We start from the raw sequence: 13,986 nt of genomic DNA, 5'->3' as shown, positions 1-13,986 counted from the left end.
AACATTTGCACAACAGCAAGATGTAGCAGATCGCATCCTCGCAACACTACCTGCGATCATTTGCTACTGGTACCGTTTCAGCCATGATGGTGTACGTATTGAAGAAAATACCGATGACGATTCAATCGGTGCACAATTCTTACATCTACTTCGTGGTGAAAAGCCAAACGAACTGCATGAACAAGTGATGAACGTTTCACTAATTCTCTATGCAGAGCATGAATTCAATGCATCAACATTCACTGCGCGTGTCTGTGCATCAACACTGTCAGACATACATTCATGTATTACAGGTGCAATTGGTTCACTTCGTGGTCCATTACATGGTGGTGCCAATGAAGCTGCGATGGAAATGATTGAAAATTGGACTTCGCCTGAAGAAGCTGAACGTGAAATGCTGGGCAAGCTTGAACGTAAAGAAAAGATTATGGGCTTTGGGCATGCAATCTACAAAGACAATGACCCGCGTAATGGTATCATTAAAATTTGGTCTGAGAAATTAGCCAAAGATGTGGGCGATACAGTACTTTACCCAGTATCAGTACGCTGTGAAGAAGTGATGTGGCGTGAGAAGAAACTATTCTGTAATGCAGACTTCTTCCATGCATCGGCGTATCACTTCATGGATATTGCAACCAAACTGTTTACACCGATCTTTGTGATGAGTCGTGTGACAGGTTGGGCAGCACATGTGATGGAACAACGTGCAGACAACCGTATTATTCGTCCAAGTGCTGAATATACAGGTCCTGAGTTGCGTAAAGTCGTACCGATTGAGGCGCGTTAAGCTGTAAAAGTTAAACTTTATAGTAAGAAAAGGATCAGTCATTTATATGGCTGATTTTTTTTGAAGAGAAAATATAAAAAACTTAGGTCTAAATGGATGGTTTAGACAATACACTGGAGAAGATTACTGTAATTTTTAATATTTTATAAGTTATGCACGTTGTCTGCTTAGTAATAGTTAAAGGCTTTGTTGCACAAATCTAGCATGGAAGGCTTATTCAGCAATATAATTTCAAAATGAATAAGCCTATACCTAAAATTTATCGTACAACCAATTGGTCCTCCTATAATCAAGCCTTAATTAACCGAGGCAATATTTCCATTTGGTTTAATCCAAAGACACAGTGGTATGCACAATCACAAGGCAAAAAAGGTCGAAATCAAACCTACTCCGATACAGCTATTCAATGCTGCTTAATGATCAAATCTCTATTTCGACTCTCTTTACGTATGGTCACAGGTTTTGTTCAAAGTCTGATTAAACTTTGCGGATTAGATTGGACAGCACCAGATTATTCAACTATATGCAGAAGGCAAAAGCATATTGATATTGCAATTGGCTATCAAAAAAGTAGTGATGGGCTACATCTAATTGTAGATTCTACTGGCTTGAAGTTTCTAGGTGAAGGTGAATGGAAGTGTAAGAAACATGGACCTAAATATCGTCGCCAATGGCGTAAGCTTCATATTGCTATAGATGCTGAAACCCTTCAAATACGTGCTGTACAACTCACCACAAATAATATTAGTGATTCACAAGTACTAGAAGATTTACTTGCTCAAATTCCCTTGGATGAACAAATTGATTCAGTCTATACAGATGGTGCTTATGACACAAAGCACTGCCGACAAGTCATTTTAGATCGAGATGCACATGCGGTCATTCCACCAAGAAAGAATGCAAAGCCATGGAAAGATCAGCAAGCGAGGTCTATAGAGCGGAATGAGTTATTGAAAACAGTCAAACGGTTAGGAAGATCCCTTTGGAAAAAGTGGTCTGGTTATCACCGTCGAAGTTTGGTGGAAACCAAGATGCATTGCATCAAATTATTAGGCGATAAATTAACATCAAGGAGTTTCCTTAGTCAGGTGAACGAGATTCATGCACGCGTAGCAGTCTTGAATAGATTCACAGAATTAGGTCGCCCTCATACCCAAGTTGACACTTAAATTTGGCTCAATTAGGGTAGCTCTGCCTTTCAAACCTTTGTGCAACAAAGCCATTAGTGTATTAAAAAAATTTAGATGTTTAATTAAGAAAAAAATCACACTATGACTTCATCCCACCAATAATTAAATCAATAATCGATATTCCATATTTTTTTAATGCGTCTTCATCTTCAGGAGTGGCTAAAAAGCGCAAAGCACCATTCGTAATCATGCCTATAATATTATGACCTGTATTTTCACAATCCAAGTCTGCACGGAAAAATCCTAAATCAACACCGTGTTTTAAATAATTAGCGGTCATCATGCCCGCCATTTGCATCAAATTTTGTACAAAATGGGTCATTTCATTATCGATAGAGGTCGCTTCTAACAATAATAATTTCAAAGTCAGTGGGTTTTCTCGTGCAAAAGTCCGTAATTGTTCAGAAATACGTTCACATTGCTGACGATATTCTTCAATATTATGTACTGCTTGTGGTGCATTATCACCTGTCAGTAAAGCCATGATTTTTTGCATGGTTTCAGAAATCACATGTTGTAAAATATCGCGTTTATTTTCAAAATGGCGATAAAAAGTGCCATGACCTATACCAACACGTTTGGCAATATCTGAAATCGCAGTTTGATGATAGCCACGTTCAGAAAACTCCATAAATGCAGCATCTAAAATATCGGCTTGTAACTGTATACGCTGACGTTCAGCTCGGCTTAAATTCACTTGCTCATTCATAGGCGAAAAATACCAAGATTATTTTATAAAGTGTCCTACAAGGAAATTGACAAGTCATTCCGTTTTTGACATTGTATTCCTATTGTACGTATTCTAAGCGATTTATAAAATGAATCAATCACAAAATAGCTTAAAAAAAGAAACAAATTCAAATCCAAAAAACTTTCATAAAGTCATCATTGTTGGCGGTGGCTTTGCAGGTTTAGGTGCAGCCATTAAATTGAAAGAAGCAGGGATCGAAGATTTTATCCTTTTAGAAAAAGCCGCTGAAATGGGTGGCGTATGGCGTGAGAATACCTATCCAGGTTGTGCATGTGATATTCCATCGGCTTTATATTCTTATTCTTTTGAACAAAATCCATCATGGTCAAGAGTATTCGCACCACAAGCCGAAATTAAGCAATATCTATTTGATGTTATTGATAAATATAACGTGATGCCTCATGTCAGATTAAATCATGAAGCTTTAGATGCAAAATGGTCTGATGATGAAGGCTGTTGGATTATTCGTACACCACAAGGTGAGTTGCGTTCGCAGTTCGCAATTTTAGCCTGTGGTCCAATGCATGAACCTGTTTTGCCAAAAGTAAAAGGAATTGAAAACTTTAAAGGTGAAATTTTTCATTCATCACAATGGCGACATGATATTGATTTAACAGGAAAGCGTGTGGCGGTGATTGGAACAGGCGCATCTGCGATTCAGTTTGTTCCACAGATTCAACCGATTGTAAAACAATTGACGGTATTCCAGCGTACGGCACAATGGATTTTACCGAAATCTGATATGCCACTCTTTTCACCTGTCCGTAGCTTGTTTAAGTTTTTACCGCTGACACAGCAATTAATGCGTGGTTCATTATATGGTGTGTTTGAAACCATTAATGGTGGTATTCAAAGCCCAGCAGCAATGAAACAATTCCAAAAAGTAGCGCAATGGCACTTAAATCATCATATTAAAGATTCTAAATTACGTGAAAAATTGACCCCAAACTTCATCATTGGTTGTAAACGTATTTTGCAATCGAACAATTGGTATCCAAGTTTGGCGCAAAACAATGTCGACGTCATTGCCAGTGGTCTTGCAGAAGTGAAAGGCAATACGCTCATTGCTGCTGATGGTGAAAGTTGTGAAGCAGATGTCATCATATTAGGAACAGGTTTTGAAATTGCAGAACCACCGATTGCCAATCGTGTTTATAACCGTTTTGGGCAAAAAATGTCAGAGGTTTGGCAAGGCAGTCCAGAAGGTTATATGGGCACGATGGTTGCAGATTGTCCGAATGGTTTTTTAATGTTTGGTCCAAATGTCGCTGTCAGTTCATCTGCGTTCATTATCATTGAAGCGCAATTGGGTTATATCGTTGATGCGTTAAAACAGGCGATTCAATCGGGGATTCATACCATTGAACCCAACCCTGAAATCACAGCTCAGTTTAATGAAAAAGTTCAGGCAGCTTTACAAACCACCGTGTGGAATAAAGGCGGTTGTCAGAGTTATTTCATTGACCGTAATGGGCGTAACAGTACAGTGTGGCCGTGGACAACTTTTAAATTAAGAGAACGGATGAAACGCTTTAATTTAAAGGAATATTGGATTGATCACAAAGTTGAAAAGAAAGTCAAAGAACAAGTCTAAGCATTCAAAATAAATAATGATCGAGAGATTAAAAGGAAATATACATGTTTAATAAACAAAAATTGAAAGGCAAAGTCGTGGCGATTACAGGTGCAGCACGAGGAATCGGGCTTGCAACTGCGGAAGCACTCATTGCGCAAGGTGCAAAAGTCAGTATTGGTGATATTGATCTGGAGCTTGCTGAGCAGGAAGCACAGCGCATTGGTGCAAAAGCGTTTAAAGTGGATGTACGTGACCGTGAGTCTTTTGCAAAATTCATTCAAGACACCATTCAGCATTATGGCGATTTATATTCATTGGTGAATAATGCAGGCATTATGCCAATGGGTGCTTTTTTAGATGAGAGCCCAGCTTTGGCAGATGCACAAATTGACATTAATTTCCGTGGCGTGATTTATGGTATACAATTGGCCTTACCAGAATTGTTAAAGAAAAATAGCGGTCATATTGTTAATATTGCTTCTTTAGCGGGTCGTTTTGCACTACCAGGTTCTGCGGTTTATTCAGGAACCAAGTTTGCTGTGGTTGGATTAACGGAAGCAGTTGCAGGCGAATATCGTGGTTCAGGCATTCAATTTACAGCGATTATGCCATCTAAAGTACTGACTGAACTGACTTCAGGTACAGAAAATGCGAGTAAAACCATTCCATCTGTGACACCACAACAAGTCGCTGATGCTGTGGTCGGTGCATTAATCAAACCTAAATTATTCATTGCAGTGCCTGATTATTTACAAACTGTGCATAGTGCTTTCAATGTTCTGCCACAATGGGCACAAAAAAGAACGCGTCGTCTTTTAGGTGATGATGGTATTTTAACCAAACTTGATCATCAGGCACATGCGGGTTATGCAAATCGTATTAAAAAATTGGAAAAATAAACTGTCATTTTAAAAGAGACATCTATCAATATTCATCAGTTTTTACTTTATTTTTCATGGTATTGAAAAGGAATAAAAGACTTAGCTAAGATGTCTCTTGATGGTCATTATACATTTATAGAATTCCCAGTTTTTATGGCCCAAAAGATGTACTCCATTTTGAGCCATTTTTTTATTTTTTCGCAGTCAATAATATTTGGGTTGCCAATCCGAAAAATATAGTACCCATCAACCATTTTTGAATTTTTAGCCAAAATACATGTTTATTTAGAAATGCAGTAAAACGGCTTGCAGTTAGAATCAATAATAAATTAATGATTAAGCTGAGAATAATTTGAATACAGCCCAAAGATAAGGTTTGAATCAATACATTGCCTTCATGTGGTTTGACAAATTGAGGTAACAAAGCCAAGTACATCACGGCTATTTTAGGATTTAGAAGATTGGTAAAAAAGCCCATAAGAAATAATTTTTGATTGGAATAAGCAACCGTGTTTTGTAATTCAAAAGGCGAGTGTGGTGAAGTTATCGCTTTCCATGCCAAATAAATCAGATACATTGCCCCTGCAATTTTGAGTGCTTCATAGGCAAGAGGAATTGCCATCAGTAGGGCGGTGATCCCAAAAGCGGCACAGAGCATATAAAATACAAAGCCTAAACCTGTTCCACCTAATGAAAGAATACCTGCTTGTTTACCCTGACATAGCGATCTTGAAATCAGATAAATCATATTTGGGCCGGGTGTTAAAGCCATACCTAAAGAGATCAGTGCAAAGGTAATAAGGTTCGATTCCATGCTCAGATCAACGAGGTTGTAAAGTTAAATCATAATGGAATTTAAGCAATATGATTCAGATCCTCTAGATTTCTATCCACTAAAAAATACGAAAGCTTTATGCAAGAAATTTATTTATAGATTCTAAGGTGGTTTTTATGCCACCTATTCAATAGAAATTATGGGATGAATCTACTTTATGATGCAGGATATTCTTTTGTTTCGCCTTTGTTAAAACTAGCAAAACGTGACTGTTCACGGTTAAACACAGGGGCGGGAGAAGGCCAAGGCCAGTGACCAAAATGTGTTTATCGATAACGTACAAAAGCAGTATTTAATTCTTGATCTGAATTGAGTACAAAAGGTCCACGCATAGCGACTGGTGCACCAATCGGTTCACCTTCAAGCCACATAATTCGCCCAATTTCAGCACTGTTTTTTAAGTGAATTTCGACATCAGGTTTTAGCTCAACTAAATGTTTAAAATGAATGGTTGCATCTTCAATATTCAGTTCAGGACCATTATAAAATAGCAAAAACGGGTCGATGTCGAAGTCGTCGCAGGTATAGTGACTTCTGCATGTGGTTCTAAGTGAATCATATAAATATTCACTTTATTTTCTTTAGCATGTGCCCAAGAAAAGGCTGGCCGTGTGATTGCATCTTTACCTTGAAATTGTCCTGAGATAACGCGAATATCAGCCTTTAAACTATTTATATCCGTTTCAATCACGTCTGGAATATGCTCACGCCACATCATTTTATAATCAGGGTCTTCTGTTTTTTTCTTCAGGTGAGGAGTTAAATCAAATTTGGAACATTTCGAATGGGTTTTCTTTATCCATATGCAAAAGTGAGAATATTTCACAATGCTCAACGCCATTACCTGTACTGAGCCATTGCACATCATCTGCACCATACACGACCACTATTTCCTAAAGAATCAAAATGATCAACATAACTACTTTCAACCAAAGTAATCGTTTCAAAGCCTGTATGCGGATGTTTAGGGAAACTGGGAACACCTGTTTCGCTATAGTACATATTATATGGTTTTTCAGGTGTAGAGGGCCTAGTTGGGTGTATTTCTGCATCTGCAACTGGGAAGTGGTCTATATGATGTGCCGTAAAAAGAAATGGATCTTTTAAATCCAAGCGAAATTCAATTGGCTAGATCGAATAAATGATATCTTCTTGCATTGAATTATCCTATCGTTGCTTTCATTGAAAACTTTTTAATCGATTATTTTTTTTCACTATTTTTGATTCTAAAATTTAAATCAGTAAAAAATCAGTATGCGAAATGTAGCTTTTAAATCAGTATTTTAATACTTCTTTTAAAAGAAACAAATAAAGATATAGTCAATCCTGATACAGGATGCCTCATTCCTATTTTAACGATCTCATCTAGATTATCTTATTTATCCATAAAAGTTATTTTTAAATCATATTTTTATATAAAATTAAATTCGAATTTAATATCAATATATTCAGATAATGAACATTAATAAAATGCAATAGGATGAATTCAATAAATATTTTTATGTGAATTTAAAATGTCTAAAAAAATCAGTTTTAATGCATTCGAAATGAATTGTATTGCGCATCAATCACCGGGTTTATGGCGACATCCTCAAGATCGTTCGACTGAATATAAAGACATTGAATATTGGACAGATTTGGCCAAGATATTAGAAAAAGGCTTATTTGATGGTGTTTTTATTGCAGATGTCTTGGGGATTTATGATGTCTACCATCATAGTGCAGAGCATGCTTTAACTGGGGCGGTACAAGTTCCTGTCAATGATCCATTACAAATTGTTCCTGCAATGGCAGCCGTCACAAAACATTTGGGTTTTGGTATAACCACGTCTATTTCTTTTGAACATCCTTATCCTTTTGCACGCCGAATCAGTACTTTAGATCATTTAACCAAAGGTCGGGTAGGTTGGAATATTGTGACTTCTTATCTGGAAAGTGGTTCAAAAAATTTAGGGCTGACAACACAGCTAAATCATGATGACCGTTATGATCTTGCAGATGAATATCTTGAAGTTTTATATAAACTTTGGGAGGGTTCTTGGGAAAATGATGCTGTGCTAAGAGATAAACAACGGGGTATTTTTGCTGATCATAGCAAAGTGCATCCGATTTTACATGATGGAAAATATTTCAAAGTGCCTGGGATTCATATTTGTGAACCTTCACCGCAACGCACACCTGTTTTATATCAGGCTGGAGCTTCTGCTCGTGGGCAACAATTTGCCAGTCAAAATGCTGAATGTATTTTTATTGCAGCGCCTTCAAAAATAGCCACTCAGAAAGTTGTGAAAAGTATTCGTCAAAAATTGATTGAAGCAGGGCGAGATCCTTACGCTGTAAAAATCTATGCTTTATTGTCCATCGTTACAGATTCTACAGATGTTAAAGCTCAAGAAAAGTTTAAAGAATATCAGTCTTATGGCAGTTATGATGGAGCTTTGACCTTAGTTTCAGGATGGTCTGGGGTCGATTTTTCTCAATATCAAGCGCAGGATCATGTGGAATATATTCAGACCAATGCGATTCAGTCAATGTTGGATGCGTATGTCAATGCTGATCCAAACCGTGTATGGACAATTGAGGAAATTGCCAATTGGAATAGTATTGGCGGGAATGGCCCAGTATTGGTCGGTTCAGCACAAACGGTCGCAGATGAGTTGCAAAGTTGGGTTGAAGATACAGATGTAGATGGCTTTAACCTTGCTTATATTCTTGCACATCAAACCTTTGAAGACGTAGTTGAATTTATTGTGCCAGAATTGCAAAAGCGTGGTGTATATCAGACTGAATATACACAAGGAACATTGCGAGAAAAGTTGTTTGGACGAGGCGCACATCTATCTGATGACCATCGTGGTGCACGTTATCGAATTAACAATAAGCACAAGCTTGCTCAAGCGAGTTAATATCTTTTTTTGCTTTATTTATATTTTAAGAGATAAATAAAAAAGATCTGACTAATCAGGTCTTTTTTTCTTTTATTGAACTGATTTTTCATAGCATGAAAACAGATAAATTTATGAATTCCTAAATCATATATAAATAATTTATTGGTATAAATAACTGAAATAAATGGTGCTAATTTAAATTAAATCTATTTAAAAGAGTTTATGAAATGACGGATCTTAATCAAAATAAATTTTCTTCTCAGACAGCAATTCCTCTTCAATTTTTTGAATTAAATCAGGATGCACATATTATTCAGTCTGATGAAGAAGCTATTCAAATTGCGAAAAATTTAGCACAAGAATTTGCAAAAGAAGCATCACAGCGAGATATTGAGCGTCGTTTGCCCTTAGATGAAATTCAACAATATTCACAAAGCGGTCTGTGGGGCATCAATATCCCAAAAGAATTTGGTGGTGCACAGGTTAAGTATCGTACTTTGGCAGAAGTCGTGAAAATTATTTCCAGTGTAGATTCATCACTGGGGCAGATTGCACAAAATCATTGGGCTTTTGTTGAACATTTACGTTTAGATGCATCGCAAGAGCAGAAAAAGTTTTTCTTTGCAGAAATTTTAAAAGGTCGTCGTTTAGGCAATGCCTTCTCAGAAAAAGGCAGTAAGACCGTTGCAGATTTAACAACAAAAATTCATAAAACTGAAAATGGTTATGAAATTAATGGGCAAAAATTTTTTGCAACAGGCGCACTGCTCGCACATTGGATTCCAGTGGTTGCTGTCGATGAAGAAGGTAAGCCAGTGGTTGCTTTAACTCCTCGGAATACCCACGGGCTTGAAATTATTAATGATTGGTCAGGCTTTGGACAGCGTACAACAGCCAGTGGCTCAGTATCACTGAATCAAGTTCAAGTCGATGCAAAATATGTAGTTCCAATTCATCAAGCTTTTGAACGACCAACGGCAGCAGGGGCAATTTCACAGTTTATTCAGGCAGCAGTCGATGCAGGTATTGCACGTGGTGCAATAGACGAAACCATTCAATATGTACGCCATCATTCACGACCTTGGATTGATTCAGGTTTAGAAAAAGCCTCAGATGATCCATATACCATTGCTCAAATTGGTGAATTAAAAATTAAATTACGTGCGGCAGAAGCAGTTTTAGACTTGGCTGGGGATGCGATAGATCGTGCTATAGCAAACTCAACAGAAGAAACAGTAACAGAGGCGACTTTATTGGTTGCAGAAGCAAAAGTTTTAACGACTGAAATTGCAATTCTAGCGACCAATAAACTATTTGAATTGTCGGGTACACGTTCAACACTTTCTGAACTGAATTTAGATCGTCATTGGCGGAATGCGCGTACGCATACCTTGCATGATCCTGTACGTTGGAAATTTAATATAGTTGGAAATTACTACTTGAATAATATCCAGCCGCCACGTCATCCATGGAGTTAATCAGTTTTGTATCAGCCTTTCATTTTTTTTAATAGAGGAGTGAAAGAGCTTATTCTCACTGATGCAAAATATTCCATGCTTAAAATAATTAAATATATTGGTGTATAAAAATGACGAATTTAAATATTCAAACACATTTTAAAGATGAACTTTCTATTTCGGCAGATTATGAGTTGGTTGTTGCTAAATATCGTCCTATCTTTGCAAAAATTGCACAGGGGGCGGTTGAACGTGAACAGCAACGAATACTTCCTTATGAACCGATTCAATGGTTAAAACAAGTTGGTTTTGGTGCCTTACGTGTACCTGTTAAATTTGGTGGAGATGGCGTTTCTTTAGCGCAATTATTTCAATTACTGATTGAACTGGCGAAAGCGGATTCTAATGTCGTACAAGCATTACGTGGGCATTTTGCTTTTGTAGAAGATCGTTTAAATGCACATAAATTAACCTCCCAATCACTTTGGTTTAACCGTTTTGTACAAGGTGATTTGGTTGGAAATGCTTGGACTGAAATTGGTCAAGTTAAAATTGGTGATGTGATTACACGTGTGACGCAAAAGAATAATGAATTGGTTGTGAATGGTAAGAAGTACTATTCCACAGGCACTATTTTTGCAGATTGGGTTGATTTATTTGCCTATGATGAAAGCACAGATCAACATGTGATTGCTGCAATTTCTAGACATGCATTTGGTGTTGAAATTTTAGATGATTGGAATGGTTTCGGACAGAAAACAACAGGGAGTGGTACATTAAATTTGCTCAATGTCGCGATTGCACGTGATCATATTTTACCTTTTGAACAGCGCTTTAAATATCAAACTGCATTTTATCAAGTGATTCATTTGGCAACACTAACGGGTATTGCTCAGTCAGCCGTTGCGACATTCATTGATGAAGTACAAAAACGTGACCGAATTTTCAGTCATGGCAATGCAGATTTAGTCCGTAACGATCCGCAAATTTTACAAGTGATTGGTAAGGCATCGGCACAAGCGTATGCCAGTCAAAGTATCACCATCAGTACTGCAGAGGCATTACAAAAAGCCTATTTAAGTCATTTTGGTGGTTCAGAGGTTAAAAATATTCAAGCCAATATTGATGCTGAACTTGAATCATCACAAGGGCAAGTGGTGATTTCGGAATTAGTTTTAGACTTAACCAGTCATTTATTCAATGCCTTAGGTGCTTCAGCAAGCAGTACTGAAAAACAATTAGATCGATTCTGGCGAAATGCACGTGTTGTTTCTTCGCATAATCCACTTATCTATAAAGAGAAAGTGATTGGAGATTGGGAAGTCAATCGCCAACCCTTACCTTTTGTTTGGCAGATAGGCGCGAGCCCGAAAGTAAAATCAGCATAATTAACTCATTCAAACTTAAATAAAAAACCTGATTTAAATGTCAGGTTTTTTATTTTGAATAGCGTATATTGACTTGGAAGTTTTTGTACTGTGACAGTTTTTGCTTTTAAAGTAGATTGTTAGCGTTAATCAAAAAAAGAATGAGGAAGTTATGTCGCTTAAGGGAAAAACACTTTTTATTACAGGTGCAAGCCGTGGTATTGGACGTGAAATTGCACTCAAAGCTGCAAAAGATGGTGCAAATATTGTGATTGCAGCAAAATCTGCAACAGAGCATCCGAAATTAGGCGGTTCAATTCATTCTGTGGCACAAGAAGTTGAAGAGGCTGGAGGAAAAGCTTTAGCCATTCAATTGGATGTTCGTGATCAACACGCCGTTGCAATTGCGATGCAACAGGCAGCTGAGCATTTTGGTGGTATTGATATTTTGATTAATAATGCAGGGGCGATTAATCTTTCAGGTGTGGAAACGCTTGATCCAAATCGTTTTGATTTGATGTATCAAATTAATACGCGTGCTGTCATGGTTTGTAGCCAAGCAGCTTTACCTTATTTAAAAAAAAGTGAAAATGGACATATTCTGAGTTTATCTCCACCACTGAATTTAGATGAAAAATGGTTTGCAAGCTATGCGCCTTATACGATTACTAAGTACGGTATGAGTATGCTTAGCATTGGATTGAGCCAAGAATTTGCAAGCTATGGTATTAGTGCCAATTCATTGTGGCCGAAGACGATTATTGCAACGGCTGCAATTGAACATGCCTATGGTGGAAAAGCATTATTTCCGAAAGCTCGATCCGCTAATATTATGGCAGATGCTGCGTATGCGATTTTAACCAGTCAAAACCGTGCAATTACAGGTCGTTTGTTGATTGATGAAGAAATACTGGCTGAAAGTGGCGTGACGGATTTTGAGCAGTATCGTCAAGACCCAACGTCAAATGAAGAATTAATGGTAGATTTATTTGTGAGTTAATTTGAATTAGATCAGATTAAATGAAAATGGGGATTAGAAATAATGCCCATTTTTAGGATTGAGATAGACACCTCATACAATCATTGTCATCATCTTTATTTTTCTTCTTGAGTAAAAGTAATCGGAAATTATTTCAGGGGCTTTTACAGAAAGCTATGGGTTTAAAATAGCTAATCAATCTTTTAATGAAGCGTGTAATATCAAAAAATAAGCAGTTATTTGAATTAAATGAAAGAGTAGATAAATTAGCATTGGAAATATAAAAAAAAAGGCTCAAAATAGCCAAGGAACGATCCAAAAATGATGAGGGATTTTTATTCGTGTTTGAACTGGACTGTAAATTACTGAGCATTTTTTACTATATTTATAAGTTTAAAAGTGTTTCTGCTGCTGCCGATCATTTAGCAATGAGTCAGCCGACAGTGAGTAATATTCTTACGAAAATCAGACAGCACTATAATGATCCATTATTTTTAAGAATAGGCAATGAGATGGTTCCAACGGAACTGTCAAAACAATTATTTCCCTTGGTCAGTGAAGCACTGAGTAAAGTTGAAATCATCAATAATTTCACGATTGATTTTGATCAGCAAGCTTCACATCAGCAATTTACTGTGGCAATGACCGATGTTTCACATTTGGTTTTATTGCCTAAAATTTCTCAATATTTAAAGAAACATGCGCCTCATATTAAATTAAATGTTCGCGCCATTACATCTGAAACAAGCTATCAGATGGCAAATGGTGAAATTGATTTAGCCATTGGTTTCTTGCCACATTTAGAAAATGGTTTTTATCAGCAAAAATTATTTGAACAATATTATGTGGTGATTGCATCAAAAGATCATCCACGATTAACCAGTAATAATTTGACGGTAGAGCAGTATTTAAGTGAATCACATATCGATATTGATGCAGGGTTTGGGCATTATCATATTGAAAATGAATTGATGAACTTAGACTTGAAACGCAATATTTTAATGCGTATTCCAAGTTATTTAGGTGTTGGATTGGTGGTTCAAGAAGCAGATGCAATTGCGACTGTACCTTATTATTTAAGTGAAGTTTTATTGTCGCGCGGTAATCTACAAATTTTCGATGCACCAATTGCTTTTCCAACTTATTCAGTAAAGCAGTATTGGCATATGTCGTGTCATCATAAAACCAGTCATCAATGGTTAAGACATATGTTCTATGAAATATTTAGTCAGGTGAATAAAACGCCATTTGTCCCTGAACAAACGACGCTGTAAG

At 37.0% G+C, this 13,986-nt stretch carries 11 protein-coding genes and 1 pseudogene; 9 read left to right on the top strand and 3 right to left on the bottom strand.

Features of this window, described 5'->3' with window-relative positions; all coding sequences use genetic code 11:
- On the top strand, positions 1 to 787 hold a 787-nt coding region (locus tag B9T35_RS17365), incomplete at its 5' end, for a citrate/2-methylcitrate synthase (RefSeq protein ID WP_086192448.1).
- Positions 788 to 1,023: 236 nt separating this feature from the next.
- Complete coding sequence (locus tag B9T35_RS17360) at positions 1,024 to 1,956, top strand: IS5 family transposase (RefSeq protein WP_086192446.1); 933 nt, start codon at positions 1,024 to 1,026, stop codon at positions 1,954 to 1,956.
- A 100-nt stretch (positions 1,957 to 2,056) separates the two neighbouring features.
- On the opposite strand, the gene B9T35_RS17355 is transcribed toward B9T35_RS17360, so the two are convergent.
- On the bottom strand, positions 2,057 to 2,686 hold the full coding sequence (locus B9T35_RS17355; RefSeq protein ID WP_086192445.1) for a TetR/AcrR family transcriptional regulator: 630 nt from the start codon (positions 2,684 to 2,686) through the stop codon (positions 2,057 to 2,059).
- Between the two features lie 109 nt (positions 2,687 to 2,795).
- Here B9T35_RS17355 and B9T35_RS17350 point away from each other — a divergent pair, with 109 nt between their 5' ends.
- Positions 2,796 to 4,322 carry a flavin-containing monooxygenase gene (locus B9T35_RS17350; RefSeq protein WP_086192443.1) on the top strand — a complete coding sequence of 509 codons (1,527 nt, stop codon included), beginning with the start codon at positions 2,796 to 2,798 and terminating at the stop codon, positions 4,320 to 4,322.
- A gap of 44 nt (positions 4,323 to 4,366) precedes the next feature.
- Entirely contained in the window at positions 4,367 to 5,203 is an 837-nt protein-coding gene (locus tag B9T35_RS17345; protein ID WP_086192441.1) for an SDR family oxidoreductase, read from the top strand.
- Between the two features lie 172 nt (positions 5,204 to 5,375).
- On the opposite strand, the gene B9T35_RS17340 is transcribed toward B9T35_RS17345, so the two are convergent.
- The gene (locus B9T35_RS17340; protein ID WP_086192439.1) at positions 5,376 to 5,999 is read right to left on the bottom strand and encodes a LysE family translocator; all 624 of its coding nucleotides are present in this window, start codon (positions 5,997 to 5,999) and stop codon (positions 5,376 to 5,378) included.
- Positions 6,000 to 6,175: 176 nt separating this feature from the next.
- A pseudogene (locus B9T35_RS17335) lies at positions 6,176 to 7,145 on the bottom strand (pirin family protein).
- Positions 7,146 to 7,534: 389 nt separating this feature from the next.
- Here B9T35_RS17335 and B9T35_RS17330 point away from each other — a divergent pair.
- The 5 genes from B9T35_RS17330 (at position 7,535) to B9T35_RS17310 (ending at position 13,985) form a co-directional block, all read left to right on the top strand.
- Entirely contained in the window at positions 7,535 to 8,926 is a 1,392-nt protein-coding gene (locus tag B9T35_RS17330) for an LLM class flavin-dependent oxidoreductase (RefSeq protein WP_086192437.1), read from the top strand.
- Positions 8,927 to 9,135: 209 nt separating this feature from the next.
- Positions 9,136 to 10,386, top strand: coding sequence for an SfnB family sulfur acquisition oxidoreductase (locus tag B9T35_RS17325; protein WP_086192435.1), 1,251 nt, complete (start codon positions 9,136 to 9,138; stop codon positions 10,384 to 10,386).
- Positions 10,387 to 10,496: 110 nt separating this feature from the next.
- Positions 10,497 to 11,753, top strand: coding sequence for an acyl-CoA dehydrogenase family protein (locus B9T35_RS17320; RefSeq protein ID WP_086192433.1), 1,257 nt, complete (start codon positions 10,497 to 10,499; stop codon positions 11,751 to 11,753).
- A gap of 151 nt (positions 11,754 to 11,904) precedes the next feature.
- Positions 11,905 to 12,732 carry an SDR family oxidoreductase gene (locus tag B9T35_RS17315; RefSeq protein ID WP_086192431.1) on the top strand — a complete coding sequence of 276 codons (828 nt, stop codon included), beginning with the start codon at positions 11,905 to 11,907 and terminating at the stop codon, positions 12,730 to 12,732.
- 320 nt (positions 12,733 to 13,052) lie between these two features.
- On the top strand, positions 13,053 to 13,985 hold the full coding sequence (locus B9T35_RS17310; protein ID WP_086192429.1) for a LysR substrate-binding domain-containing protein: 933 nt from the start codon (positions 13,053 to 13,055) through the stop codon (positions 13,983 to 13,985).
- Position 13,986: the final 1 nt, after the last annotated feature.

This window comes from Acinetobacter sp. ANC 3832 (assembly GCF_002135415.1).
Taxonomy (GTDB): Bacteria; Pseudomonadota; Gammaproteobacteria; order Pseudomonadales; family Moraxellaceae; genus Acinetobacter.
This window is presented reverse-complemented; position numbering and strand designations above follow the sequence as displayed.